The organism is Amycolatopsis sp. NPDC114484 (genome assembly GCF_055633755.1).
Genome location: NZ_JBVKDQ010000013.1, coordinates 1 through 25,534 on the forward strand (window position 1 = coordinate 1; position 25,534 = coordinate 25,534).

Genomic DNA, 25,534 nt, shown 5'->3' on the forward strand with positions numbered 1-25,534 from the left:
CATTCCGAACCCGGAAGCTAAGCCTGACTGCGCCGATGGTACTGCAACCGAAGGGTTGTGGGAGAGTAGGACACCGCCGAACTCAACATGAGAAGAAGGGGCGGGACCCCGGTCGAGAACCTGAAAAGGTTTTCCCGGAGTCCCGCCCCTTTTTTTCATGCTCGAAAACGGCAGGCCGAAACGAAGGCCCGCCAGCGTCACTCCGGCCGGCGCAGCAGGTACGTGTCCATGATCCACCCGTGCCGCTCCCGTGCCGCGGCCCGCGTCTTCCGGATCTTCGCCGCCAGCTCGTCATCCAGCGGACCGGACAGCAAAATCTCGTCCGGCGTCCCGACGTACGCGCCCCAATAGATCCACAATCCCTGGCCCGCATACTGATCGAACGTGGTGTGCGCGTCGAGCAGCACGAAGACGTCATCAGTGTCACTCGGCCAGCCGTCCGCCAGCCGGCGACCCGTCGTGAGCTGCACCGCGCGGCCGATCTGGTTCATCGTCGTCCGATGCCGTGCGACCAGCGCGGAAATACTGCTGATCCCCGGCACGACCTCGTAGTCGAACGCCACATTCCCGCGCGCCAGGACGGCCTCGATCAACGCGATGGTGCTGTCGTACAGCGCTGGATCGCCCCAGACGAGAAACGCGCCGGTCTCGCCGTCAGCCAGTTCATCGCGGATCAGCTGCTCGTAGACGTCGGTGCGGAGCTGGTGCCAGTCGGCGACCGCGGTGCGGTAGTCGGCGGGCGTCCGGTCGCGGTCCGGGTCCTTCGCGTTCACCACGCGATACCCCGGCCGATTCACGAACCGCTCCAGGATCTCCTGGCGCAGCTGCACCAGGTCGGCTTTCGCGCTGCCCTTGTCGAGCACGAAGAACACGTCGACACGATTGAGCCGGTCGATTGCCTGCACCGTGAGGTGTTCCGGGTCGCCGGCGCCGATCCCGATCGCGTAGATCTTCCGCATCCTTGCAGTCTCTCCCGGCGGGTAACCGGGTTCACCAGAGGGTCCACTGGCATGCCGCTACCCCCTAGGGGTATAAAGGAGTCATCAGTGAAGAGCACGATAGGGAGTGTGGCGATGACCGAAGCGACTTACACCGTTGAGGGCATGACCTGCGGGCACTGCGTCGGATCGGTGAAAGAGGAGGTAGGCGGCCTGACCGGCGTGCAGACGGTCGACGTCGACCTCACCACCGGCGCCGTGAAGGTCACCAGTTCGGAGCCGCTTTCGCGCGAAGCCGTCGAGGCTGCCGTCGCTGAAGCCGGCTACCAGGTCGTCGCGTAAAAAGGAGTGAGATGAGCACCACGACACCAGCCCCCGTGCAGTCGGTCGAACTCGCCATCGGCGGGATGACCTGCGCGTCGTGCGCTGCTCGGGTCGAGCGGAAGCTCAACAAGGTCGAGGGCGTCAGTGCGAGCGTGAACTACGCGACCGAGAAGGCGCACGTCGAATACCCCTCCACCGTTTCGGTCGACGACCTGGTGGGTGTCGTCGAAGCGACCGGCTACACCGCGCAGGCGCCGCAACCGGAGAAGCCGGAAGAACCCGAGCAGGACGAGACACGGCCGCTGCGCGACCGGCTCCTCTACTCGGCGATCCTCACGGTGCCGGTGATCGTGCTGGCGATGGTCCCCGTGCTGCAGTTCACGAACTGGCAGTGGCTGTCGCTGACGCTCGCCGCGCCGGTCGTGGTCTGGGGTGCGTGGCCGTTCCACCGCGCCGCGTGGACCAACCTCCGGCACGGTGCGGCGACGATGGACACGCTGATCTCGCTCGGCGTCTCGGCCGCCACGCTGTGGTCGCTGTACGCGCTGTTCTTCGGTATGGCCGGGATGCCCGGCCTGCGGCACGGCTTCGAGTTCAGCGTGTCCGGGAGATCCGGGACCGACAACATCTACCTCGAGGTCGCGGCGGGAGTCACCACGTTCATCCTCGCCGGCCGCTATTTCGAGGCGAGGTCCAAGCGTCGCTCCGGCGCTGCGCTCCGGGCCCTGCTCGAACTCGGTGCGAAGGACGTGACGGTCCTGCGCGACGGTCGCGAGCAGCGGATCCCGGTCGAACAGCTGCGGGTCGGGGACACGTTCGTGGTGCGGCCCGGCGAGAAGATCGCGACCGACGGAGTGGTTACCGACGGTGGCTCGGCAGTCGACGTCAGCATGATCACCGGGGAATCCGTGCCGGTCGAGGTCGCGGTGGGTGACGGGGTGACCGGAGCGACGGTGAATGTCGGCGGCCGGATCGCCGTGCGCGCCACCCGGGTCGGCGCGAACACGCAGCTCGCGCAGATGGCCCGGCTCGTCGAAGAAGCGCAGAACGGCAAGGCCGCGGTGCAGCGACTGGCCGACCGCGTCTCGGCGGTGTTCGTGCCCATCGTCTTGGTACTGGCGCTGGCAACGCTGATCGCCTGGCTGCTGACCAGCGGAAACGTCGCCGAGGCGTTCACCGCCGCGGTCGCGGTGCTGATCATCGCCTGCCCCTGCGCACTGGGGCTCGCGACACCGACCGCGCTGCTGGTCGGCACCGGTCGCGGCGCGCAGCTCGGGATTCTGATCAAGGGTCCGGAGGTGCTCGAGTCCACTCGCCGCGTCGACACCGTGGTGCTCGACAAGACCGGGACCGTCACGACCGGGCGAATGAGCCTGGTGGACGTCCACGTCGGGGAAGGCGTCACGGAGCGCGAACTGCTGCGTTATGCGGGGGCGGTCGAGCACGCTTCGGAGCACCCGATCGCGAAAGCGATCGCAGACGGTGCTCGCGAACGGGTCGGTGATCTCCCGTCCGCGACGGAGTTCCGGAACACCGAGGGCCTCGGCGTCTCCGGCCTCGTGGAGGGTGCGGCTGTCCTCGCCGGCCGAGCGGCGTTCCTTGCGGACTGGAGCGTCAAGGTCGACGACCGGCTCACCCAGGCCAAGGCCGCAGCGGAAGAGCAAGGCGCGACGGCGGTATTCGTCGCCTGGGACGGCGTGGCACGAGGCGTGCTGGTGGTCGCGGACACGATCAAGCCGACGTCAGCACAAGCCGTTGCCGAACTTCAGGCGCTAGGGCTGCGTCCAGTCCTGCTGACCGGCGACAACGCTGGTGCCGCGCGGGCGATCGCGGACGCCGCGGGCATCACTGAGGTCGTGGCCGAGGTACTGCCCGAGGAGAAGGTCGCCGTGATCAAGCGACTGCAGGCCGAAGGTCGGGTGGTGGCCATGGTCGGTGACGGTGTCAACGACGCCGCCGCGCTCGCCCAAGCCGACCTCGGACTGGCCATGGGCACCGGAACGGACGCGGCGATCGAAGCCGGCGACCTGACCCTGGTCCGAGGCGACCTGCGCGCAGCGGTCGACGCGATCCGCCTCGCTCGCCGCACGCTCGGCACGATCAAGGGAAACCTGTTCTGGGCGTTCGCCTACAACGTCGCGGCACTGCCGCTGGCGGCGTTCGGCCTGCTCAACCCGATGATCGCGGGCGCCGCGATGGCGTTCTCGTCGGTGTTCGTGGTGTCGAACAGCCTCCGCTTGCGACGGTTCCGGGCGGCGTGATTCGTTCTGGGAACGGGCCAGTGGCGGGATTTCCCGCTGCTGGCCCGTTTTCGCGTTCGCTGGGTACTGCGCTTCGGCAGCTGCGGATCGCTGGCTGCTGAGCTTTGAGCGTTACGGATCGCTGGTTGCTGAGCTTTGACAGTTACGGATTGCCGGGCGCTGATCTGGCCAAAGCGGCACCCTTTGCCTCGGACTTGGTGAGGCGCTGGGAACACCGGACTGCTCGTGCGCTGAGCACCGGGTTTACCGACAGCCGCGCGCCGGGAACCAACTGGGCCTTGCGTCAGGAACGCATCAAGCGGGCAAATCGCGCCGGGAGACCCGGACTTCAGACCTGCTTCCCTCCGCCCGCAGCGGAGGGCTTGGACGCGGCCTCACGGCAAGACCGTAACGCCGGACTACCGGCACTCACGCGCTGCGGAACGAGCCGCGAGTTACGTCAGGAACGCACCAGCCGGGCGATCGCGTCGGAGGCTTCGCGCACCTTCAGGTCCGCTTCCTCCCCGCCCGCCGCCGCGGCCTGGACGACGCAGGTCGCCAAGTGCTCGTCGAGCAGCTCCAGCGAGAAGGACTGCAACGCCTTCGTCGCCGCGGACACCTGGGTCAGGATGTCGATGCAGTACTTGTCTTCCTCGACCATCCGCTGCAGGCCGCGGATCTGGCCCTCGATCCGGCGAAGGCGCTTGAGGTAGGCCTCTCGTTCACTGCCGTAGCCGGTCATCGCACATCGTCCCTTTTCTCGGCATCCCCGTTGGTTCACCCCTGAGTATACCCACCCGGCGTATCCGGGGCCGGTGTTCAGCCAGAGGTGGTGACCGCAGTGACTCCGACAAGCGTCGGTGTGCGGCATCGGCTCGGCACCGGAGTGCGGGCGTGCCTTGGCGCGGCATGTGCTGTGGCCACGGTTTGTATGTCTGCCCAGCGTATCCCGAGGTCAGCGCTCAGCCGGTGGGGTGATCTCAGTGACGTCGGCGACGCGGTGGTACGCGTCGTTGGTTCTGCACAGAGGAGCCGTCCCATCGCAGCGACCAACCGCCGAGCACGCCCACCCCGGCTTGCCCGGGCCGGTGCTTAGCCAGCGGGGGTGGCCGAGATGAGCGCGGACAATCGGGCGAGTTTATGCATCAGGGACAGTCCTTCGGGCTTGTTCTCGCGGCGGATGGCGTTGCGCAGGACCACGCGATTCGTGCGGCGGCACTGGTCGCGCACAAGGTCGCGGCTCATGGTGGCCATCCGTCGAGCGCCGACGGCGGGTCCACGGCTGGCGTTCGACCGGGGATCACCTGGGTAGTTTCGATAAGCGCGGAGGTGTCGGGATGCGGGTTCGTCGCTTGCGATGGCTGCCCGCCGATCGGGCCCCGCAGGCAGCCACGGCTGGCGTTCGACCGGGGATCACCTGGGTGATCTTCGATAAGCGCGGAGGCGTGGGGATGCGGGTTCGTCGCTTGCGATGGCTGCCCGCCGATCGGCCCCCGCAGGCAGCCAGGGCTGGTGCTCGACCGGGTGGGGTTCACCCAGGGACTTCGATAAGCGCGGCGGTGTTTGGGCACCGGTTCGGCGCGAGGTGGCGCTGGTGACGGCTGCCCGCCGAGCGGGCCTCTGCGGGCAGCCAGGGCTGGTGTTCAGCCAGTCGGGGCGGCCTCGGTGACTTCGGTGAGCGCGGAGGTCCGTCGTTGGTTCGGCACGGGGGTGCCGTCCGGGGCGAGGTCGGCGTTCGCGGTGGCCAGCAGTTCGCGGGCACCGCGCAGTGCGGCCTTCACCCGCTGCTGGACAGCGGCGAGTTCGGCGACCCGTTGTTCGGCGTCGGCGACGACTCGGGCGGCGTGGTCGGTGGCTTGGCCGACGTGCGCGTCGGCCTCGGCGCGGGCGGTGGCGGTGCGGTCGGCAATTTCGCGGAGTGCGTCGGTGCGACGGTCGGCCAACGTGCGCGTGAGGTGTTCTTCGAGCCGTCGGCGTTCTTTCGCTGCCGCTTCGTCGGCAGCTTTGCGTTCTTCGACTGCGCGGCGCAGCAGATCTTCGTGTTCTCGCCGTTGCTGCACGCGGTCCGCGGAAACGGCTTCGACGAGCGCGCGTTCCTTTTCGGTGAGGCGGACGGCTTCCGCCTTGGCGTCGGCGATGATCCGCGCGGCGGTGTCCTCTGCCCGCGCGGTGATCTCCGCGGCTTCCTCGCGCGTCAGCTCGACCATGCGGCGGGAGCGTTCCTGCAATGCGTCCGGCTCGATGGGGGTGCGGCTGATCCGGTCGACCGTCGCGCGCAGTTCGCGATTGCGCTCGGCGAGTTCGGCGGCCTGTTGTGCCGCGGCGTCGCGTTCTGCGGCCAGGCGCCGGAATTCCGCCTCGACCCACGTGACGAATTCTTCGACCTGGCCGCGCTGATAGCCGCGCCAAGCCGAGTCGAAGGACGGCCGGACGGACATCAGATCCTCGCCACCGCCGGGGGCCATGCTCTCACCTCCCATTTGGATGGTTTCTCCTCGGCGCTCGTTTTTCTTGCCGCACCGGGGTTTCCGCACTGCCTCCAGTGTGCCTGAAGTCCGGCGATCCGTGTGAGTCCGGGGCGGGTCAATCTTCGAGCGGGTCCTCGGTGCCCGTCGCGGTGCTTCGCACGCCGGGCAATTCGGCCAGTTCCGCGGTGAGTTCGGGAAGATCGCCGCGCCCCTGCAACAGCAACGTGACGACCGCGATCCGTTGTCCCTCTTCGGAAACTGTTTCGCGGTCGACCGCCACCCGGTGGACGGCCCAGCCCCGATCGGTGCAAGTGGCGAGCACGGCTCGCAGCACGCCGTGCCCGTCCGCATAACTCAACCGGAGGATCGGCGGCTGCCGCCGATGGCGCGCGACGAACCGGGAAAGCCGCGGGAATCCGCGAGTGATCACCACGAGCCCGGCGGTCGTCGCGACGGCCAGCACCGGCAGCCCGGCACCGCACGCGACTCCGACGGCCGCGGCGAGCCAGACGGTCGCGGCGGTCGTGAGGCCGCGCACCGCGTCGCGGCGCACGAAGATCAGCCCGCCGCCGACGAACCCGATGCCGGACACGATCTGCGCGGCGATCCGCGACGGGTCGAGCGCGACGTGCTCGATGCCGAGCAAATCGGCGAAGCCGTATTTCGACACCAGCATGAAGACCGCCGACCCGACGCCGACCAGCGTGTGCGTGCGCAGGCCGGCTTGTTTGTTGCCGACCTCGCGCTCGATGCCGATCACCGTGCTCAGCAGCAGGGCGAGCAGCACCGGCGGCAGCAGTTCCCACTGTTCGCCGGTGGACCAGAGAGCATGCACGGACGTACCTCCTCGCCCGTCACTGTGCCCGGCCCGCGGAGAGCCCGCGCGCCCGGCCCGGCGGGCACGCCTAAGCTCGGGCAATGGCCCGTTACTTCGACGTGCACCCGCAGAACCCGCAGCGCCGCGCCCTCGCCCAGGTCGTCGACCTGCTGCGCGACGACGGGCTCATCGCCTACCCGACCGACTCGTGCTTCGCGCTCGGCTGCCGCATCGGCAACCAGCAGGGGATGGAACGGATCCGCACCATCCGCAAGCTCGACCACCGGCACCACTTCACGCTCGTCTGCCAGGACTTCGCCCAGCTCGGCCAGTTCGTGCACATCGACAACGCGGTGTTCCGCGCCATCAAGGCCAGCACGCCCGGCCCGTACACGTTCATCCTCCCGGCGACGAAGGAAGTCCCGCGGCGGCTGCTGCACGCCAAGAAGAAGACCGTCGGCGTGCGGATCCCCGACCACGTGGTGACCCAGGAACTGCTCGGCGAACTGGGCGAGCCGATCCTGTCGAGCACGCTGCTGCTGCCCGATTCCGGCGAGCCCCTCACCCAGGGCTGGGAGATCAAGGAAGAACTCGACCACGTCCTGGACGCCGTGATCGACTCCGGCGACTGCGGCGTGGAACCCACCACGGTGATCGACTTCTCCTCCGGAGAGGCGGAGGTCGTGCGGCACGGGGCGGGAGACCCGTCCCGGTTCGAGTGAGCGGGGTCGTCATCGGTTTCTTGCCTCCTGACGGGTTCTTGATCGGATCCTGATTCGGGTGTTGCGCGGACGGTGGTTTTGCGCCACTCGGCGCGAACGCTGTTGACGCGGATTGCTCGGCTCGACGGCTGCTCATGACAACTTCTTGACGTGACGGTCCTTGAGACGGCGGCTGCGGAGATGGGCCGCGCGAAGCGACGGCTGCGGACGACGGCGGCTCGAACCGTCTGCTGTCGGCTCGGAACATTTCCGGCGACGTTGCAGCGGGGGTCGCTTGACCCGACTGCCGTCAACTGCCGTCTGCTCAGGGCCGCTGCGGATGCGAGCGCACCCTGGTGCAGGCCGCCGGAAGTGCCGACAGCGGAGTGGCAGCGGACCGGTCGCGCGGTTTGCTGGCGAACGTCCTCCTAATGCAGGTTGTGGATAGTTATCGCGGTTCGAGACGTCGCGGTCGTGGTCGCGAAAATCTCGATGGCGACCGCCTCGGCGGTGATCGGCGCGATCCGGTGACGCGTCTGGCGTGAAGCGCAGGGATCGTCGCCGCGCGGGCGCTCTTTCTCAGCCCCGGCCCCGGCCCGGCCCGACCTCAGCCCCGGCCCCGGCCATGGCTCTCCGGCTTCCCGTTGGCGCGGTCCGCAGCCATGCCTCGCTGTCGCTGTCATCAGCGGATGCAGTGTCCTTCAGGCTCGGGCCGCGGGTGGGTGCGGGCTGGCACGGTGGCGCGGCTCAACCTGGAGGGACAGCGGCGGATAGCGGCCGATCGATGCCGAAGCGGGCTGGCAGAGACCGGCACAGGGGGTCCGCGCTTTCAGATGTGTCCGATCAGTGCTCCTCTCTTATGTCGAATGCGTGGCAGATCAGGCGCACGGGGCGGGCGAAACCGGGCGCCGTCGAAGTGATCGCACGGTGGCCTCCGCGGGGGCGTTGAGCAGGCGGGACAGGGCATCGGCGAGCGGGACCTCCGACGTGGAATGCCAACCGACGACAGCGTCCGGCCGCAGCAGCAGTGCGCCGTCGGCAGGCAGTTCCGTCTCGGCCAGCCACCCCTCGTCCGATATCGGAACGAGGCGAAGGCCCAGGCGGTCGGCTTCGGCTTTCCAGCGGACGTTGTCCGGGCCGGTGAGCAAGGCGAGGCCGGGGCCTGCCAAGTCCACTGTGGACGTCGTGGCGTCGAGCCAAGCGTGGGGAACTCGGGTACCTGGACGGCCGGCTGGGCCGTACCGGTCTTCCGGTGCGGGACCGCGTCCGTCCGGCACGAAGGCACCGTGTTCGTACTGCACGCCGAACAGCGCGGCGAGCGGGTCGATGCGCGGCGCGTCCTCGCTGGTGATCGTGGCGATCATGGTGCCGAGATGGCCGCTGGTCATGCTCGAGAACTCCGCCGTCGCGTACCCGATCGGGTATCGCTCGGCGTGGTAGGTGTCGAGCAGGGCGGGCGTCGCTGTGCCGGCCAGTACCGCGGCGAGCTTCCAGGCGAGGTTGGCGACGTCTGCGATCGCGGTATTCGCACCCGCGGCGGCCATCGGCGGCATCGCGTGCGCGGCGTCGCCCGCCAGGAAGACCCGGCCGGAGGAGAACTGGTCGGCCACGTACATCCCCGACTCCCAGCGCATCAGGCTCAGCACCTCGACCTCGAGGTCCGGCACGCCGACGACGGTGCGCAGCAACTCGCGCCAGCCCTCCTCTCCCAGGGATTCCGAGCCGGGGAAGTCAGAGGTGGAGAAGAGCCACCGGTCGGTGCCGTTGACCGACACGAAAGCGCCGGAAGCGGCTGGGTTTTCGATCCGGCACAGGTTGAACGGCTTGTCCCGGACGAGCTCGGCGAGATCGGCGCGGAAACAGACGTCGAGATTGTCGGCCAGGTGCCCGTGCCCGCTGCGCGGAATGCCCAGCGCGGTGCGGATCGGACTGCGCGCGCCGTCCGCAGCGACCAGATAGTCGGCGCTGACCTGGTACGGCGCGCCGCCGGCTGGGCGCAGTTCGGCGGTGATCCCGGCGTCGTCCTGCTCGAACGACACCAGTTCGGTGCCGAACCGGACTGACACGCCGCGCTCCACAGCGGCCTGCCGCAGCACTGGTTCCAGCACGTCCTGCGGGCACAGCACGCTCGGCGCGGGACTGAGGTCGGGCATTTTCGCGTGCTGGTTCAGCCGTTCGCGCAAAGTGTCGGTGACCTCCGGCCAGGTCGCGTCGGCCAGCGTCGTGCCGGAGAGCATCCCGGTGAACGACGCGAGCGGTGCGCTGGCCCGCTCGATCTCGTCGATGAGGCCGAGTAGGCGGAACACCTCCGTGCTGCGCGGATTGAACCGGCGTGCTTTCGGCTGCGGGGACGTGCCGGCGTGCTTCTCCACCAGCACCGGTGCCACCCCCTCGCGGTGAAGCAGTAGCGCCGCGGTGAGTCCGGCGATCCCTCCGCCGCAGATCAGTACAGGAATTCGTGCAGTCATTTCGCAACCCCCAGGGTCGTGTACGTCGTACATCTTGTGTACGTTGTACATGACGATGTACTATGTACGCAAGCGGGCTGGAGACAGGGAGATGAATGGGAGATCAAGGGCCGACACCGCCGATTTGGCTGTTGCCTGAGCCGCCGGAACGCGGATGGGGCCTCGGACGAGTCGACATCGTCCACGCGGCCGTGCGCCTGGCCGACCACGGTGGCGCGGAGGCACTCACGATGCGGGCAGTGGCGAAGGAGCTGGGCGCGTCCACTCCGATGTCGCTGTACCGCTACGTGCACAGCAAAGACGGTCTGGTGGACCTCATGCTGGACCTGGCGAACAGCGAGGTGCACACCCCGGAGGTCCCGGGCGAGGACTGGCGGGGCGAGCTGACGGCTGTCGCGGTCGACACGTGGACGATGACGAAGCGGCATCCGTGGTACGCGCGGCTCGTGCACCAGCGGCCTCCGGCGGGTCCGAACGCGAGCCGGCGGACCGAGTTCGTGCTGGCGACGTTCGACCGGCTGGGGCAGGACCTCTCGTCGGCACTCGGGTACGCGCGGTTGCTCGACGGATATGTCACCGGGCAGGCCCTGCAGTGGGCGGAAGAGCGGGCGATGTGGCAGCGCAACGCGTTCGTCGACGTGGTGGACGTGCAGCGGCAGGCGCGGGCCTGGTTCGGTGACGCCGTGTCGGAGGACGGACCGTATCCGTTGCTCGTGCGGGTGCTGGAGAGCTTTCTGGCCGAGCGGCACGACGCGGACGGCGAGGCGGCCGAGGTTGGCGCTGAGGGTGCCGGTGGTGCGGGAACGGGCGCGGAAGCGGACGAGCCTGGCCGGGTGGCCGGTGCCGGTGGGCCGGACGCTGGGCCGGGTGCGGAGGCCGTCGGGCCTGGGCAGGTGCCGGAGGCGAGTCGCGAGATGGCTGAGGCGGGCCGCGAGGTGACTGGCTCTGATCGGGCGGCCGGGGTTCACCGGGGCGGGGCTGGAGCTGGTCGAGGGGGCGGGAGCCGTCCCGAATCGGCTGGGTCTGGTGAGGCGGTCGCCGGGGCTGGGGCTACCGGGCCGGGTCGGGCTGGAAGCGCCGGGGCAGATCGGGCTAGGGCCGCCGGTGTGAGTCGGGCTGGGGCTGGCGCGGCGGTTGGGACTGCTGGGCCGGGTCGGGCCGGGGCTGCCGGGGCGGATGGAACGGGTCGGTCGGCGGGAGCGGAAGCCGCTGCTGACGTGCGAAAGGTTGCCCAGACAGCGGCCGAGGACGCGCAGTTCGAGCTGGGTCTCGAATGTCTGCTGGACGGGATCGCCGCGCGGCTCCGCTAGGTTGGTGCGCCTGGACCTGCTGTGGGGGAGAACGACGTGAAGTTCCTGCTGACGATGCACATGAACCCCGAAGTATGGGAACAGCTGAGCGAGGAAACCCGCCAGGAGGTGATGGACGGGCACGCGGACTTCGTCGCCAAGATCCGCGCGTCCGGCGAGATGATCAACACGCAGGCGCTCGGCGGGCCGGAGGACAGTGCAGTCGTGCGGGTGCGCGGCGGGGTGCCTGCGGTCACCGACGGTCCGTTCGCGGAGTCGAAGGAGTTCCTCGCCGGGTTCTACCTGGTCGAATGCGAGAGCCGCGACCGGGCGCTGGAAGTCGCCGCGATGATTCCCGACGCGGGGATCGACGGGCTCGGCATCGAGGTCCGGCCCGTCGTGTTCTTCGCTGACGCGGAAACACAGCCCGACCTCGGCTGATGACGGACGTCGGCGAGCTGCTCCGGCCGCTCGTGCCGCAGGTGCTCGGGACGCTCGTGCGGCGGTACGGGCAGTTCGAGGCGTGCGAGGACGCGGTGCAGGAGGCGCTGGTCGCGGCGGTCGAGCAATGGTCGACAGGCGAGGTGCCCGACAATCCGCGCGCCTGGCTGCTCACAGTCGCCACCCGGCGGCTGACCGACCTGTGGCGCAGCGAGAGCGCGCGGCGGCGACGCGAAGAAACCGTTGCGGTGCAGGACGTCGCGCTGACCGCGGTCGTGCCCGGGCCGGAGGACGAGCAGCCGCCGGAACAGGACGACACGTTGACGTTGCTGTTCCTGTGCTGCCATCCGGCGGTCACGCCCAGTTCGCAGGTCGCGCTGACGCTCCGAGCGGTCGGTGGGTTGACGACGGCCGAGATCGCGCGCGCGTTCCTCGTGCCGGAAGGCACCATGGCGCGCCGGATCACGCGGGCGAAGGAAAGCGTCGCGGCGGCCGGTTCGACCTTCGCGCCTCCGTCCGCTGAGGACTGGCCGGCTCGGCTGCAGGTCGTGCTGCACGTGCTGTACCTGATTTTCAACGAGGGATACACGGCGACGTCGGGCGAGGATCTGCACCGGGCCGAATTGTCCGAGGAAGCGATCCGGCTGACCCGCGCCGTGCGCGCGTTGCTGCCGGACGACGGCGAGGTCGCCGGACTGCTGGCGCTCATGCTGCTCACCGACGCGCGACGGCCCGCGCGCACCGGGCCGGACGGAGCGTTGACGCCGCTCGCTGAACAGGACCGTCGACAGTGGACGGTGCCGTTGATCGTCGAGGGCCTGGAGCTGGTGAACCGGGTGCTGGGGCAAGGTCCGGTGGGGCCGTACCAGGTGCAAGCCGCCATCGCGGCGCTGCACGACCAAGCCGCGGGTGCGGATTCCACTGACTGGGCCCAGATCCTGGAGTTGTACGGCCTGCTCGAACAGCTCTCGCCCGGCCCAGTGACGACGCTCAACCGGGCGATCGCGGTCGCGATGGTTCACGGACCGGAGAAAGCGCTGGCGCTGCTGGCCACTCTCGAGGACGACGCGCGACTGAAACAGGGCCACCGGCTCGACGCGGTCCGTGCGCATCTGCTCGAACTCGCCGGCGATACCGCGGGCGCGCACGAACACTATCTGCGCGCGGCGAAACGGACGAGCAGCATGCCGGAACGCCGGTACCTCCAGGCAAAGGCGGCGAAGTTCCTTCCACGGGAAGGGTAGGCGGGTCGGGCCAACCGGAGAGCGGACTGTCAGGCGCTCGGGTAAGCGCAGCGAGTTCGGTCAGGCGGCTGGGTTTGTGCGTTCCAGGAGGAATACCCGGATTTCGCGGTGGGCGGCGCGCTCGGCGTAGCGGTCGTAGGCGGGCCAGTAGGAGGCGACGGCGTCCCACATTTCCTGGCGTTCGGCGTCTTTCAGGAGGCGGCCTCGCACCGGCAAGGTGCGGCCGTGGACGGAGACCGTCGCGTCGGGATGGGCCAGGAGGTTCGCCGTCCACGCGGGGTGGTGTTCGCCGCCCCAGTTGGAGCCGATCACGACGAATCCGCCGGAGCGTTCGACGTACAGCAGCGGGACCTGGCGCGGTTCGCCGGTGGTGCGGCCGATGGTGGTGAGCAGGAGGGTGCGCAGCCCGACTGCCGCGCCTACGCCCAGGCGGCCGCCGCTGATGCGGAGTAGCAGGCGGTCCGCGGGCATCATCGCTTGGCCGAACGCCGCGAATGCCTTGCTGCGGCCCAAACCGGCGAACATCCTGCGCAATTCCATGATCGGCAGCTTACGGGGCGGCGAAGGGGCCAGCTGGCGGGGCGGCGTCTCGGGCGGAGGGGGAGGTGGAGTGGCAGTCGCTCGGGCTTGGTTGGTGCGGGGCGGGAGTGCGACGGGGGTGGGCGGAGGAGCGGTGCTGATGGCAGCAGGGGTGTTGGCGGAGAGCGCGTGCGGTTCGCGGTGGGTCGAGTGGCGGGGGAGTGAGGCTGATGGTTGGCAGCCAGAGTGTGGGGACGGCCTCGTGCGGCTGGCGGTGGGCTGGTCGACGTAGGAGAGGTGTTGATGGTTAGCGGCGGGAGTGCGGGGGTGGGCCTCTTGCGGCTCGCGGTGGGTCGAGCGGCGGAGGGGTGGAGAGGCGCTGGTCGTTCAGCGGCGGGAGTGTGACGGAGGGCCGTGGACAGCACGCGGGTGGGCTGATCGGCGGGCAGACGTTTCAGAAGCAGGTGGCGGGGAGGGCCGGATGCTGGGGACGGTGTCCGACACCGACGAGGGGCGAAGAGACTGCTCGGATCGAGTGGCGGGCGGGTCGCAGAGGCCGACATTGGTGAACTGCACTGGCGGCGGGCGTTCGGGGCGGGGAGAAGGGGCGAAGAACCGGCTCGGGTGCGGCGGCGGGGCAAGCGCAGGCCGAGGAACCGCCGCGGAAAAGGAGGCCGACGAGCCCCGCAGAAGAAAGGGGCCGACGAGCAGCCGCGGAAGAAGGCGAGCAGCCGCGGAAGAGGAGGCCGACGAGCACCCGCAGAAGAAGGCGGCCGACGAGCCCCTCGGCAGAGGGCTAGAAACCGCTCGTCGTCAGCTTCAGCAAGGCGTCCGTGATCGCGGGAGCGTGGTCCACCAGGTAGAAATGGCCGCCTGGGTAGGTGGTCAGGGTGAAGTCTCCTCGGGTGTGCGACGACCAGGCTTGGACGTCCTCGACGGGGGCGTGCGGGTCGGCGTCTCCGGTGTGGGCGTGGATGGGCGCGGCGAGCGGGCCCGCGCTCGGGCGGTACGTTTCGACGGCTGTGTAGTCCGCTCGCAGGGCCGGCAGGAACAGTTCTCGCAGTTCCGGGTCTCGCAGCACCTTCGGATCAGTGCCTGCCAGGCCTTCGATCTCGGACAGCAGGCCGTCGTCGTCTTGGAGGTGGACTTGTTCGTTCACCAGGCGGGACGGGGCTCGGCGGCCGGAGATCACTACTGCTTCCGGGGGTGTGCCCCGTTCCTCCAAACGGAGGCCTACCTCGTAGGCGAGCGTCGCGCCCATGCTGTGGCCGAACAGGACTATCGGGAGGTCCAGCCACGCCAGTAGGGCTTGGGTGACGCCGTCCGCCAACTCCTCGATGGTGCGGAGGGCGGGTTCGGCCATGCGGTCTTGGCGGCCGGGGTATTGCACCGCCAGGACATCGACGGCTGGGGCCAGCGCCTTCGACAGCGGATGGAAGAACGGAGCCGCGCCGCCCGCGTGCGGCAGGCACACCAAACGGGCGGGGGCGTCGTCGGCGGGGTGGAAGCGGCGTAGCCACGGGTCCGTCATGTGCGCGATTTTACCGGGGGGCGGACGTCGTCAAAGGGGCAAGCGCTGGAATTCGATCTTTTCGTACGCGCTGGTGTCGCCGGTTTCGAACAGGACGCCGACGGTGGAACGGTCTGGTTGCACCAGGTCGGAGTAGCCGGCGGGGGCGTCGGCGAGAACTGTCGACGGGTGCCAGGTTTTGCCGCGGTCGGAGCTGGTCCGGAGTTGCATTGTGCGGCGAAGGGCGGGGTCGGAGGGGCCCGAGTAGAGGAGTACCCGGTGCTTGGTGGTTTGCAGGACGCTGCCTTCCACCTTCGGGCCGGACAGGGTTGGTTGCACTTGGTAGGGACGAGTGAGGGTGCGGCCGCCGTCGGTGCTGTAGGCGGCTAGGCGGTGTTCTGCGGCGGAACCCTGGTTGCGGCTGGAGAAATACACCGTGCCGTCCGGCAATTCAGTGGCGGTGGTTTCGTTCGGGGCGATGACGCCGTCGGTGGGGTCGTCGGTGAAGCCGATGTGCCAGGTGCGGCCGTTGTCGTCGCTGTAGAGGTCGTGGCCGCCGTAGTACTTGGCTTCGGTTCCTGCGTCGGCGGAACCGGGCGCGGGTGCGCTGGAGTGGTTGGCGGGCACGATGATTCGGCCTGCGTAGCGGCCGTGTTTGAGGAGCGTCGCGTGGCCGGGGGCGGCGGCGTACCAGCGCCAGGTCGGCAGTTTCGTGGTGGCGGTGATGTCGCGGGCTGGGGTCCAGGTGCGGCCGTTGTCGGGGCTGCGCTGGACGAAAACCCGGCGAGTGTCTTGCGGGGAAACCGTGCCGGACATGATGGCTTTTTCGCTGACGGGTCCGTTGTGGACAGTCAGCAGCACCAGGTCTCCGTTGCGGGCCAGAACCGGGGTCGGGTTTCCGGCGGTGGCTTCGCCGTTGCTGTCTACTACGCGCAGGTTGTCCCAGGTGCAGCCGCCGTCTCGGGACGTTTTGGCGACGGTGTGGATCGCGCCGGAGTCGCCGGGGGAGTCGCGGCGGCCTTCGGCGAAGGCGATCACTGAGCCGTTCGCCGCGCGGACTACGGCGGGGATGCGGAAGGTGTGGTAGCCCTCCGTACCTGAGACGAACGGGGTCGACGACGTGCAGCCGCCGCTCGTGCTGGCGTGCGCGGGCGGAGCGAAGCTCAAGAGCGTTGCGGCGAGCGCAAGCGTGATTGTTCTCGGGAGCACCGGGGGGACCGCCTCTCGCTCCGGACATGGGATGTCCGACGTCCTATGTCCGGAGAACTTAGAGAGGCGGTCGCGCGGCGTCAAGACTCCGGATCGGTGGCGGTCGCGTGGATGGTCTCGGCTGCGGCGGTCGCGGTGACGCGGAGCGGGGCGGTGCCGGTGGGGCGTGCTCGCATGATTTCGGCGGCTACCGGGGCGGCCAGGTGGGTGCGCAGGGTCCGGCGCAGGCCGCGGGCGCCGTATATCGGATCGAAGCCCTGGTCGGCTAGGAGGCGGATGGCGGATTCGTCCACGTGCAGATCGACGCCGCGGCGGCGGAGTCTGGTGCGCAGCAGGTCGGTTTCCAGGCGGGCGACTTGTTCGATGGTGGTGCGGTCCAGTTCGTCGAAGATCACCGTTTCGTCGATGCGGTTCAGGAATTCCGGATCGAAGAACGACTGCAGGGCTTTGTCGACGACGGTTCGGCGGGTGTGGGCGCGGTCCAGGAGCGCGCGCCAGCGGGAACCCCGGCGGCGGGCCAGTTCTTTCGAGCCCAGGTTCGAGGTGAGGAAGACGTAGCTGTTGCGGAAGGAGATCTTCTCCTGCCCGTTCGCCAGGCGCAGGATTCCGTTGTCCAATACGCCTAGCAGGGCGCGGAGGACGGTGGGGTGGGCCTTTTCCACCTCGTCGAAGAGGACGATTCCGGGAGTGTAGGGATCACCCTCCACAGTGGATCGGTCGAAGACGGTGAAGGCTTCTTTGCTTCCCGCGTATCCGGGCGGGGCGCCGTTGAAGGAGGCCGCGTAGTGCTCCTGGGCGAGAGAGTTCATGTCCACCCGGCACAGGTCGTCCGGGCCGGAGCGCAGGGCGGCGGCTACCTGGCGGACCAGTTCGGTTTTGCCGACGCCGGTAGGGCCCAGGAGCAGGACTGTCGCGGGTGGACGGTCCGGTTCGGTCGCGCCCGCGCGGGCCAGGGTGATCGCCCGGACGACGGCCTCGATGGCGGGGTCTTGGCCCAGGACCCGGCCGCGCAGGCGTTCGGTTAGCTCGTCCGGAGCGTCCGGTGTGGACACAACGGGAGCCGGGGCGGCTGGCTGCCGGTTCCGGTTCTGGTCGTGGTACCTGTCGGTGATGAACGGCATGGTGTCCTTCCCTGAACCGAAACCCGGCAGCCAGCCGAAAATCAGGCCTGTTTGGTCTTTTCGACCGGCAGTTCGCCGACCGGGCATTCGGCGACGCCGATGGTGCCGCGCGTGATGGCTTCGACGTTCTCCTGCGCCTTCTGCGCGTCGGTGACCCACGTGCGGTAGAACTCGAACGGGCAGTCCGCGAGACCCTTGTCGCCGTCACCGGCCGCGTGCACGCCGGAGTAACCCCGGTGCAGCAGCTTGAACAAGTGGTTCTGCGACTGGTCGTACTCGCGGGCGTCCCGGATCGCCGAGAGCGACAGCTGGGCGAATTGGATGCCGTACTCCTCCTCGCCGGTTTCGCCGAGCGTCCGGCCGTCGAAACCGATGATCGAGGAGTGTCCGAAATACGAGTACACGCCGTCGAATCCGGCCGCGTTGGCGACGGCGACGTAGCAGTTGTTGGCCCAGGCCATGGCTTTCGCCATCAGCACCTGCTGGTCCTTCGCCGGGTACATGTAGCCCTGGCAGCGGACGATCAGCTCGGCGCCCTTCATCGCGCAGTCCCGCCAGATTTCCGGGTAATTGCCGTCGTCGCAGATGATCAGCGAGATCTTGAGGCCCTTCGGGCCGTCCGTGACGTACGTGGTGTCGCCCGGGTACCAGCCTTCGATCGGGCACCACGGCAGGATTTTCCGGTACTTCTGCACGATCTCGCCGTGGTTGTCGATCAGCACCAAAGTGTTGTACGGCGGCTTGTCCGGGTGGTCCTCGTGCTGTTCGCCGGTGATCGAGAAGACGCCCCAGGTGTCGGCCTCGCGGCAGGCGGCGGAGAAGATCGCGGTCTCCTCGCCGGGGACGGTCGCGGCGGTTTCGTACATTTCCTGCTCGTCGTACATGATCCCCTGCGTCGAGTATTCGGGGAACACGACGAGGTCCATTCCGGGCAGGCCGCTCTTCATGCCGACCACCATGTCGGCGATCTTGCGCGCGTTGTCCAGCACCTCGGCCTTCGAATGCAGCCGCGGCATCTTGTAGTTCACGACCGCGACGCCGACCGTGTCCGGGCTCGAGGAAATGTCACCGTGTCGCATGGGATTTCTCCTTTGGGGTGGACGTTCCGGCCGCGGCGGCGGCGCGGTCGTGGACGGAGCGGGGCCGGCCGCGGAACCCGAGCACCGCGGCGAGGGCGACGAGCAGGACGGCGACCGCCGCCGCGACGAGCGCGGCGGCCGTCGTGGAGCGGTAGCCGCCGGTGAGCGCGAGGAACGCGGGCAGCGTGCAGGTCGGCTGGCTCAACAGGACGGCTGCCCAGCCGGTGAACCGGGTCAGCTCCTCGCGGCCGAGCCCGAGCACGAGGAAGAACAGGCCCCACAGCAGAGCCCAGGAAAGCCAGATGACGCCGAACACCGGATCGTGCTGCCGCCAGAACGCCAAGCCGGCGTACACGATCGCGGCGCCCGCGACGAACAGCGAGAACCAGCCGATGCCCTCGGGTTCGAGCCCGGCGAGGTTGGCGATCCCGACGTACAGATAGGTGAAGCCGAACAGGAACAGCCCGGACGCGCCGAGGATCGCTTCGGAATCCCCGTGCGCCTGGACGATCAGCACCGTCGGCGTCACGCACTGCAGCCCGCCCACGAACAGGTTCAGCGCGGCGGCCGACCGCGCGGGCACGCGCCCGAGCAGCATCAGCCCGTTGACCAGCAGTACCGCCCCGACGTAGAGCAGGCCGACGTTGTTCATCGCACGCTCCTCAGTTGGTACCAGATGAAATACTGTCAAGTGAAAATAAATGGGCGGACGGCGGCCGTCAAGACCGGAACGAACCGGGTCAGAGCCGGGTGATCGGATCGAAGTCGCAGCCGCGCGCGGCGGCGAGGTGCACGTGCTGGGCGGCTTGCTGGCCGTGGAATTCCACCGTGCCGCGCGGTCCGTCGTAGGCGACGCCGTCGATGGCGGCGTTCAGCGCGCGCAGGTCCGGAGTGCCCGCGCGGCGGGCGAGTTCGGCGAGCGTGTGCAAGCCCTCGTAACAGGATTCGGCCGCGTTGTTGAGCGGCGGCGCGGCCGGACCGTGCAGGTGGACGTAGCGGCCGAGCAGGTCCATCGCGTCCGCGGTGACGAGGGAGCGGAAGTACGCGGCGGACGCGAAGAGGTTGCGGGTCGCCTCGGCTCCGCTGGCGAGCAGCATGTTTTCTTCCATCAGCGGGCTGAAGCGCAGCATCTGCTCGTGGAGGCCGCGCGCGGCGAACCGGCGGTTGAACCGGACCGCGTCCTGTCCGACGAACAGCATGAGAACGCCGTCGCACGCCGACGTTTCGACGCGGCGGACGAGCCGTGCCATGTCGCCGGAACCCAGTCCGACGAAGGCTTCTCCGGCGATCCGGAGATCGAGTTCCCTTGCATAGCGCCGGATCGCGTCCGCGGAACCGCGCGGCCACACGTAATCGTCACCCGCCACGAACCAGCTGCGCGCGCCGCAGTTGTCGCGCAGCCACCGCAACGCGGGCTGGATCTGCACGCGCGGGACTTCGCCGGAACAGTAGATGCCAGAACGGCTTTCGCCGCCTTCATAGAGCGACGTGTACACATACGGCACGCGGTCGGCGAGGACCGGCGCGAGTGCGTTGCGCACCGAGGAGATATGCCAACCGGTGACCGCGTCGATCTCGCCCGCGTCGACCAAGCGGCGCACGGCAGCCGCGACCTGGACGGGCGGAGCGCCGCCGTCGACGACTTCCAGCGTCACCTCGCGGCCGAGGATCCCGCCCGCGTCGTTGAGCTCCCGGACCGCGAGTTCGCTGATCGCCTCGCACGAGGGCCCGAAAAGCCCCGCCGGTCCCCGCAGCGGGACGACCAGCGCGACGCGCAACGCGCTCGCGCGGCTGGCGACTCCGAGTCCCATGCCGGCTCCGGGCTTCTTCGCCGGTTGACTTGCTTCCATTTGGAAGTCTTACAATGCGGAGGCATTTGCGCAAGGGCGGGAACGAGGGCGGGCGGATGAGGCAGGCACAGGCGGCCGAGGCGTCGTTGATCCGCGCCCTCACCCGCACCGCACGCGCGGTCACGCTGCGGATCGAGCCGCTGCTCAAGAAGGAGGGGCTGACCCTCGACGGCTGGCTGGTGCTCGACGCGCTCGCCGCGGGCGACGGGCTCACGATGACCGAACTGGCCGGGCACACGCTGGTCACCGGGCCGACGCTGACCCGGGTGGTCGACCGGCTGGTCACCACCGCGGCCGCGTATCGCGAGGTGGACGCGGAGGACCGGCGGCGGGTCCGGGTGTATCTCGCGCCGCGCGGACGGAGTGCGCATCAGCGGGCGACGGCGAAGCTGGGCGAGCTGGAGAAAGAGCTGGATCCGGCAGGGGGTGTGGTGGCGGCTCTCGCGAGTGTCGATCCCGGTTAGAACCGCGATTGCCGCGCACGAGGCGGGACCGGGCTCGTGCACGGCAGCACTGGCTAGGGCCGCTTCTGCCATTCGCGCCGATGCCGGGTCAGCACGTCGATCAGCTCGGCTTTGCGCTCGGCCACTTCGGTGTGGCTGCCCATGATCCCGACCGCGGCGACGGTCCGGCCGTCCTCCACGACAGCGACCGACACGCCGTCCGCCTCGGTCGATGCGCTCGGCGCGGCGACCAGCCCCTCGGCTTGAATCCGGGTCAGGTCCTGGAGAAAGCGCTCGACCAGTTCGGCATCCGCGGGCGGCAGTGCGCCGATCTGCGGCCACAGATCGCGGTTTTCCATCGCTGCCAGCAAAATCCAGCCGGTCGACGTGCGGATCGGCGAGCGGCGCACGAAACCTTCGGCGAGGTAGGCGTAGCGCGGGTCGTGCGAGGCGTAGTCGACGTAATAAAGGTCGCTGCCCACCATGATCGCCAGCACCGCGGTCATCCCGGTTTCCGCGTGCAGCGCTTCGAGATCCTCGTGCGACACCGTGGTGACAGTGGGGCGGCCGACCAGCCGGATGAGCAGGAACGGAGCCGGGCCGAGGGAGTAGCGGCGGTCGTGCTCGTCGAGGTAGCCGGTCGCGACGAGGCCGTTGACCAGGCCCTGGATCGAGCTCATCGGCGCGTCGAGCTCGCGGGCGAACTCGGTGAGCGTGACCCCGTTCCGGGAGCGCGCGGCCCGCTCCAGGATGGTCGACACCCGGTCGATCATCCGGTGGTGCGGCCTCGGGCGGCCGTCCGGCGTGGGGTGCGTCGGCATCGGTGCTTTCTCTCCTCGGGTGATCGGGAACTCTACCCGGACCTGCAGGTTGCGTAAATACGTATTTTGATGCCAGTATGCGTAGCGAGGAGGTGCGCTCGTGAGCATGCCACTGGACGGTGTCGTCGTCGCGGATTTCAGCCGGGTGCTGGCCGGTCCGCTGGCGTGCGTGAACCTGGCCGACCTCGGGGCGACGGTGATCAAGGTCGAGCGGCCCGGTTCCGGGGACGACACCCGCGGCTGGGGGCCGCCGTGGACGGCGCACTCCAGCTCCTATTTCGAATGCGCGAACCGGTCCAAGAAGTCCGTGGTCCTCGATCTCGGCGACCCGGACGACCTGGTGCTGGCGCGCGAACTCGCCGGCCGCGCCGACGTGCTCGTGGAGAACTTCCGGTCCGGCGCGCTGGGCCGGCGCGGGCTCGACTACGAATCCGTCCGCGTGGGTAACCCCGGCATCGTGTACTGCTCGGTTTCCGGCTTCGGCGGCGACGCGGATCTGCCCGGTTACGACTTCCTCGTGCAGGCGATGGGCGGCCTGATGAGCGTCACCGGCGCGGAGGACGGCGAACCGGCGAAGGTCGGCGTCGCGCTGGTCGACGTGCTCGCCGCGAAGGACGCCGCCATCGGCATTCTCGCCGCGTTGCGGGCCCGCGAGAAGACCGGGCGGGGGCAGCGGGTCGAGGTGAATCTGCTGTCCAGTTTGCTCGGTTCGATGGCCAACCAGGCTTCCTCGTATCTCACGACCGGACGCGCGCCGCGCCGGATGGGCAACTCGCATCCGTCGATCGCGCCGTACGAAACGTTGCGCTGCCAGGACGACGTGCTCGCGCTCGCCTGCGGCAACGACGGGCAGTTCCGCCGTCTCGCCGAGGTGCTGGGCGTTCCGGAGCTGGCCGACGACGAGCGGTTCGCGACGAATGCCGAACGCGTCCGCAATCGTCCGGAGCTGAGAGCCGCGCTCGAACGGCAGCTCGCTACCGACACAGTGGTTTCGTGGGCCGCGCGTCTGACCGAGGTCGGCGTGCCGGCCGGTCCGGTCGGCGATCTCGCGGACGGGTTCAAGCTCGCGGAGTCGCTCGGTCTCGCTCCCACCGTGCCGGTCGGCGATTCGCCGCCCCAGGTCCGGCATCCGATCGGCTATTCGGACACGCCGGTCGCCCGTTATTCCGCCCCGCCCCGGCTGGGGCAGCACAGCGACGAGATTCGCCGCTGGCTCGCAGAGGAGAAGAAATGAGCGCCACGAAGTCCCCGCCGCCGCTGGATCCGCGCGACCCCGCCGGACTCGGCGACCTGTTCACCGAAGACGAGAAGGCGATCGCGGCCGCGGTCCGCCGGGTCTGCGCCGAGCGGATCGACCCGTACGTCGGCGACTGGTTCGAGCGCGGCGAACTGCCCGACGTCCGCGGCCTCGCCAAGGACCTGGGGTCGCTCGGGGTGCTCGGCATGCACCTGGAGGGCTACGGCTGCGCGGGGATGTCGGCGACCGAGTACGGCCTGGCCTGCCTCGAACTGGAGGCGAGCGATTCGGGCATCCGCTCGCTGGTGTCGGTGCAGGGTTCGCTGGCGATGTTCGCGATCTGGAAGTGGGGTTCGGAGGAGCAGAAGCAGCAGTGGCTGCCGTCGATGGCGGCGGGCGAGGCGATCGGCTGCTTCGGGCTGACCGAACCGGACGCCGGCTCGGACCCGGCCAGCATGCGCACCCGCGCGCGCCGCGACGGCGACGACTGGATCCTCGACGGCCGGAAGATGTGGATTACCAACGGAAGCGTCGCCGACGTCGCCGTGGTGTGGGCGCAGACGGACAAGGGCGTGCGCGGCTTCGTGGTGCCCACGGACACCCCAGGGTTCTCGGCGCCGGAGATCAAGCACAAGCTTTCGCTGCGCGCTTCGATCACGAGCGAACTCGTTCTCGATGGCGTGCGGCTGCCCGCGGACGCCGTGCTGCCGGAGGTCACCGGACTGAAGGGACCGTTGAGCTGCCTCAACGAAGCCCGCTTCGGCATTGTCTGGGGCTCGGTCGGCGCGGCGCGTTCCTGTTTGCAGGCTGCGATGTCCTACGCCGAGGACCGCGTCCAGTTCGGGAAGCCGATCTCCGCGTTCCAGCTGACGCAGCAGAAACTTGTCGACATGACGCTTGAGTACACGAAGGCGTTGCTGCTCGCGATCCACTTGGGACGGCGCAAGGACGCCGGGGTGCTGCGGCCGGAGCAGGTCAGCCTCGGCAAGCTGAACAATGTCCGCGAGGCGATCGAGATCTGCCGCACCGCGCGCACGATCCTCGGCGCGAACGGGATTTCGCTGGAGTACCCGGTGATCCGGCACATGAACAACCTCGAATCCGTGCTCACCTACGAGGGCACCGTGGAGATGCACACGCTGGTGGTCGGTCAGGCGATCACCGGGCAGTCCGCTTTCCGCTGAGGCGCGGCCATGGCCGCCAGCGCGGCGGCCGCGGCCAGCATCCCGAGCCCGGCGAGCGTCCAGCCGAGGAAGCCGAACGTCAGCACCAGCGGGACCAGCACGATCGGTCCGGTGATGCGGGCGAGTGCGGTGCTGGTGGCGAACAGCGCTTGGTATTGGCCCTGATGTCCTTCGGGGGCGAGGCTGAACGCGAGGTGCCAGGCACCGGCGGAGGCAGTCGTTTCGGCGATGGTGAGCAGGAGTGCGCCCACTAGCGCCAGGACCACCGGGTGCGCGGAAGCTCCGAGCGAGCCGAAGACGGAACAGGCGGCGATCAGGAAGATTCCGGCGACTGCAAGGGATCGGCGGGCGGTGCGGGCGTCGCGGACCTGTCGGCTGATCGGCAGCTGGAGGAGTACGACGAGGATGGTGTTGGCCAGCAGCACGACTGCGGAAGTCCATTGTGGAGCGGAGCTGCGCATGACTATCCACAGTGGAAGGGTGACGCTGAGGATCGGCATGGTCAGCTGGGTGATCGCGGCCAGCAGCGTCAGGGTGACGTAGCGACGGTCGCGCAAGGCTGGCCAGCCCGCCTGGCGTTCGGTTGGTGCGTCTGGCCCGGCGTGCAGGTACAGCGCGGTGGCGAAGACGAACAATCCAGCGTCGACAACAAAAACGGTGACCGCGTTGGTGCCCGCGGCAAGGACGAGCGCGCCCAGTCCGGAGCCCGCGCCGATACCGATGTTGACGGCGGTGTGCAGCAAGGCGCGGGCTCGGACGCGGCCTTCGGGAGCCACGACGGTCGCGACGACGGCTTGACGGCCCGCCGCGAGCGCGCTCTGCCCGCAGGCGAAGAGCGCGCACGCGGCGATGTACAGCGGAACAGTGTGCGCGACGGCGAACAGCAGCAGGCCCGCGACCGCGGCGACGGTCGCCGCGGCCAGTGCCCGGCGGGCGCCGATCCGGTCCAGCAGCGTCCCGAACGGAACGGTGGTGGTCAGGCTCGTCGCGGCGCCGAGCGACAGCCCGAGCGCCACGATTCCCGCCGGCAGGCCGACCCGGGTGGTGAAGTGGACGGCGGAGACGGCCAGTACCGCTCCGTCGCCCGCCGAGGTCAGGGCTTGTGCGGTGGCGAGCCGCCGGATCGCCGTGCGCGCGGTGTTCATGCCGGGCTGACCGACCAGCAGCGGGTCGACACGCCGACCGTGTTCCACATGTTGATCGCGGTGATGAGCGCGATCAACGCGGCCGCGCCTTCTTCGCCGAACGCCGCGACGGCTTCGGAAACGGTCGGCTCGGGCACGTGGGTCTCCGAGAGCCGCGTGACGTCCTCGGTGAGCGCGAACGCGGCCCGCTCGGCCGCGGTGAACAGGCCGGATTCCGCCCAGACGGCGAGCGCGTCGACCCGCTGAGCCGTGACGCCTTCCTTGCGCGCGGCCCGCGAGTGCATGTCGACGCAGTACGCGCAGCCGTTGATCTGGGAGGCCCGGAGGCGGACCAGTTCGCGCAGGCCCGGATCGATGCCGGCGTGGTCGAGCTGCTGGGTCGCGGCGTCGTCCAAAGTGCTCATCGCACGGGAGAAAATCGGGGCCAGAGCGTCGAAATCGAGGCGCTGGGGGATCGGGACCAGAGTGGGGTTCGTCGTTGTCATG

At 69.2% G+C, this 25,534-nt stretch carries 25 protein-coding genes and 1 rRNA gene; 10 read left to right on the top strand and 16 right to left on the bottom strand.

Features of this window, described 5'->3' with window-relative positions:
• Nucleotides 1-82 (top strand): 5S ribosomal RNA (rrf, locus tag ACZ7SW_RS28275); the annotation flags it as partial.
• A 115-nt stretch (nucleotides 83-197) separates the two neighbouring features.
• Here rrf and cobF read toward each other — a convergent pair.
• A complete protein-coding gene (gene cobF / locus ACZ7SW_RS28280; RefSeq protein WP_470233397.1) occupies nucleotides 198-959 on the bottom strand; it encodes a precorrin-6A synthase (deacetylating) in 762 nt (253 codons plus the stop codon).
• Nucleotides 960-1,073: 114 nt separating this feature from the next.
• Between cobF and ACZ7SW_RS28285 the strand changes: the two genes are divergently transcribed.
• Together ACZ7SW_RS28285 and ACZ7SW_RS28290 are read left to right on the top strand one after the other, a co-directional pair.
• The gene (locus ACZ7SW_RS28285; RefSeq protein ID WP_470233398.1) at nucleotides 1,074-1,280 is read left to right on the top strand and encodes a heavy-metal-associated domain-containing protein; all 207 of its coding nucleotides are present in this window, start codon (nucleotides 1,074-1,076) and stop codon (nucleotides 1,278-1,280) included.
• 11 nt (nucleotides 1,281-1,291) lie between these two features.
• Complete coding sequence (locus ACZ7SW_RS28290) at nucleotides 1,292-3,523, top strand: heavy metal translocating P-type ATPase (RefSeq protein WP_470233399.1); 2,232 nt, start codon at nucleotides 1,292-1,294, stop codon at nucleotides 3,521-3,523.
• Between the two features lie 439 nt (nucleotides 3,524-3,962).
• Here the strand turns inward: ACZ7SW_RS28290 and ACZ7SW_RS28295 are convergent, their stop codons facing one another.
• From ACZ7SW_RS28295 to ACZ7SW_RS28310, 4 genes are all read right to left on the bottom strand, one after another.
• Entirely contained in the window at nucleotides 3,963-4,244 is a 282-nt protein-coding gene (locus ACZ7SW_RS28295; RefSeq protein ID WP_009081418.1) for a metal-sensitive transcriptional regulator, read from the bottom strand.
• Nucleotides 4,245-4,594: 350 nt separating this feature from the next.
• Nucleotides 4,595-4,747: a hypothetical protein gene (locus tag ACZ7SW_RS28300; RefSeq protein WP_470233400.1), complete on the bottom strand. Its 153-nt coding sequence runs from the start codon at nucleotides 4,745-4,747 to the stop codon at nucleotides 4,595-4,597.
• 398 nt (nucleotides 4,748-5,145) lie between these two features.
• A complete protein-coding gene (locus ACZ7SW_RS28305; protein WP_470233401.1) occupies nucleotides 5,146-5,967 on the bottom strand; it encodes a DivIVA domain-containing protein in 822 nt (273 codons plus the stop codon).
• A gap of 118 nt (nucleotides 5,968-6,085) precedes the next feature.
• Entirely contained in the window at nucleotides 6,086-6,805 is a 720-nt protein-coding gene (locus ACZ7SW_RS28310) for an MgtC/SapB family protein (RefSeq protein WP_470233402.1), read from the bottom strand.
• A gap of 83 nt (nucleotides 6,806-6,888) precedes the next feature.
• Here ACZ7SW_RS28310 and ACZ7SW_RS28315 point away from each other — a divergent pair, with 83 nt between their 5' ends.
• Complete coding sequence (locus tag ACZ7SW_RS28315) at nucleotides 6,889-7,509, top strand: L-threonylcarbamoyladenylate synthase (protein WP_470233403.1); 621 nt, start codon at nucleotides 6,889-6,891, stop codon at nucleotides 7,507-7,509.
• Between the two features lie 857 nt (nucleotides 7,510-8,366).
• Here ACZ7SW_RS28315 and ACZ7SW_RS28320 read toward each other — a convergent pair.
• Complete coding sequence (locus ACZ7SW_RS28320; RefSeq protein WP_470233404.1) at nucleotides 8,367-9,956, bottom strand: FAD-dependent monooxygenase; 1,590 nt, start codon at nucleotides 9,954-9,956, stop codon at nucleotides 8,367-8,369.
• Between the two features lie 95 nt (nucleotides 9,957-10,051).
• Here ACZ7SW_RS28320 and ACZ7SW_RS28325 point away from each other — a divergent pair, with 95 nt between their 5' ends.
• Genes ACZ7SW_RS28325 through ACZ7SW_RS28335 form a run of 3 tightly spaced genes read left to right on the top strand, consistent with a single transcriptional unit; the run spans nucleotide 10,052 to nucleotide 12,930 of the window.
• A complete protein-coding gene (locus ACZ7SW_RS28325; RefSeq protein WP_470233405.1) occupies nucleotides 10,052-11,266 on the top strand; it encodes a TetR/AcrR family transcriptional regulator in 1,215 nt (404 codons plus the stop codon).
• Nucleotides 11,267-11,302: 36 nt separating this feature from the next.
• The gene (locus ACZ7SW_RS28330) at nucleotides 11,303-11,686 is read left to right on the top strand and encodes a YciI family protein (RefSeq protein WP_470233406.1); all 384 of its coding nucleotides are present in this window, start codon (nucleotides 11,303-11,305) and stop codon (nucleotides 11,684-11,686) included.
• A complete protein-coding gene (locus ACZ7SW_RS28335) occupies nucleotides 11,686-12,930 on the top strand; it encodes an RNA polymerase sigma factor (protein WP_470233407.1) in 1,245 nt (414 codons plus the stop codon). The genes ACZ7SW_RS28330 and ACZ7SW_RS28335 overlap by 1 nt, the downstream gene beginning before the upstream one ends.
• A 60-nt stretch (nucleotides 12,931-12,990) precedes the next feature.
• Here ACZ7SW_RS28335 and ACZ7SW_RS28340 read toward each other — a convergent pair whose 3' ends face one another.
• The 7 genes from ACZ7SW_RS28340 to ACZ7SW_RS28370 all read right to left on the bottom strand — a co-directional run bounded on the left by ACZ7SW_RS28340 (nucleotide 12,991) and on the right by ACZ7SW_RS28370 (nucleotide 20,179).
• Nucleotides 12,991-13,470 (bottom strand): nitroreductase family deazaflavin-dependent oxidoreductase, encoded by a 480-nt coding sequence (locus ACZ7SW_RS28340; protein ID WP_470233408.1) that lies wholly within the window; start codon nucleotides 13,468-13,470, stop codon nucleotides 12,991-12,993.
• A gap of 775 nt (nucleotides 13,471-14,245) precedes the next feature.
• Nucleotides 14,246-14,980, bottom strand: coding sequence for a thioesterase II family protein (locus ACZ7SW_RS28345; protein ID WP_470233409.1), 735 nt, complete (start codon nucleotides 14,978-14,980; stop codon nucleotides 14,246-14,248).
• 30 nt (nucleotides 14,981-15,010) lie between these two features.
• A complete protein-coding gene (locus tag ACZ7SW_RS28350) occupies nucleotides 15,011-16,168 on the bottom strand; it encodes a sialidase family protein (RefSeq protein WP_470233410.1) in 1,158 nt (385 codons plus the stop codon).
• An 80-nt stretch (nucleotides 16,169-16,248) separates the two neighbouring features.
• Nucleotides 16,249-17,289, bottom strand: a complete 1,041-nt coding sequence (locus tag ACZ7SW_RS28355) for an AAA family ATPase (protein WP_470233411.1) — start codon at nucleotides 17,287-17,289, stop codon at nucleotides 16,249-16,251.
• A 41-nt stretch (nucleotides 17,290-17,330) separates the two neighbouring features.
• Nucleotides 17,331-18,368 carry an aliphatic amidase gene (locus ACZ7SW_RS28360; RefSeq protein ID WP_470233412.1) on the bottom strand — a complete coding sequence of 346 codons (1,038 nt, stop codon included), beginning with the start codon at nucleotides 18,366-18,368 and terminating at the stop codon, nucleotides 17,331-17,333.
• Nucleotides 18,355-19,020 (bottom strand): AmiS/UreI family transporter, encoded by a 666-nt coding sequence (locus ACZ7SW_RS28365; RefSeq protein ID WP_470233413.1) that lies wholly within the window; start codon nucleotides 19,018-19,020, stop codon nucleotides 18,355-18,357. The genes ACZ7SW_RS28360 and ACZ7SW_RS28365 overlap by 14 nt, the downstream gene beginning before the upstream one ends.
• A gap of 88 nt (nucleotides 19,021-19,108) precedes the next feature.
• Nucleotides 19,109-20,179 carry a substrate-binding domain-containing protein gene (locus ACZ7SW_RS28370; protein WP_470233414.1) on the bottom strand — a complete coding sequence of 357 codons (1,071 nt, stop codon included), beginning with the start codon at nucleotides 20,177-20,179 and terminating at the stop codon, nucleotides 19,109-19,111.
• Between the two features lie 95 nt (nucleotides 20,180-20,274).
• Between ACZ7SW_RS28370 and ACZ7SW_RS28375 the strand changes: the two genes are divergently transcribed.
• Nucleotides 20,275-20,682, top strand: a complete 408-nt coding sequence (locus ACZ7SW_RS28375) for a MarR family winged helix-turn-helix transcriptional regulator (protein ID WP_470233415.1) — start codon at nucleotides 20,275-20,277, stop codon at nucleotides 20,680-20,682.
• A gap of 53 nt (nucleotides 20,683-20,735) precedes the next feature.
• Here ACZ7SW_RS28375 and ACZ7SW_RS28380 read toward each other — a convergent pair whose 3' ends face one another.
• Nucleotides 20,736-21,482: an IclR family transcriptional regulator gene (locus ACZ7SW_RS28380; RefSeq protein WP_470233416.1), complete on the bottom strand. Its 747-nt coding sequence runs from the start codon at nucleotides 21,480-21,482 to the stop codon at nucleotides 20,736-20,738.
• Between the two features lie 106 nt (nucleotides 21,483-21,588).
• On the opposite strand from ACZ7SW_RS28380, the gene ACZ7SW_RS28385 reads away from it, so the two are divergent.
• Together ACZ7SW_RS28385 and ACZ7SW_RS28390 are read left to right on the top strand one after the other, a co-directional pair.
• Nucleotides 21,589-22,716 carry a CaiB/BaiF CoA transferase family protein gene (locus ACZ7SW_RS28385; protein WP_470233637.1) on the top strand — a complete coding sequence of 376 codons (1,128 nt, stop codon included), beginning with the start codon at nucleotides 21,589-21,591 and terminating at the stop codon, nucleotides 22,714-22,716.
• Entirely contained in the window at nucleotides 22,713-23,903 is a 1,191-nt protein-coding gene (locus tag ACZ7SW_RS28390) for an acyl-CoA dehydrogenase family protein (protein WP_470233417.1), read from the top strand. The genes ACZ7SW_RS28385 and ACZ7SW_RS28390 overlap by 4 nt, the downstream gene beginning before the upstream one ends.
• On the opposite strand, the gene ACZ7SW_RS28395 is transcribed toward ACZ7SW_RS28390, so the two are convergent.
• Complete coding sequence (locus ACZ7SW_RS28395; RefSeq protein WP_470233418.1) at nucleotides 23,870-25,048, bottom strand: MFS transporter; 1,179 nt, start codon at nucleotides 25,046-25,048, stop codon at nucleotides 23,870-23,872. The two genes, ACZ7SW_RS28390 and ACZ7SW_RS28395, sit on opposite strands and share 34 nt — an antisense overlap.
• Nucleotides 25,045-25,533: a carboxymuconolactone decarboxylase family protein gene (locus ACZ7SW_RS28400; RefSeq protein ID WP_470233419.1), complete on the bottom strand. Its 489-nt coding sequence runs from the start codon at nucleotides 25,531-25,533 to the stop codon at nucleotides 25,045-25,047. The genes ACZ7SW_RS28395 and ACZ7SW_RS28400 overlap by 4 nt, the downstream gene beginning before the upstream one ends.
• Nucleotide 25,534: the final 1 nt, after the last annotated feature.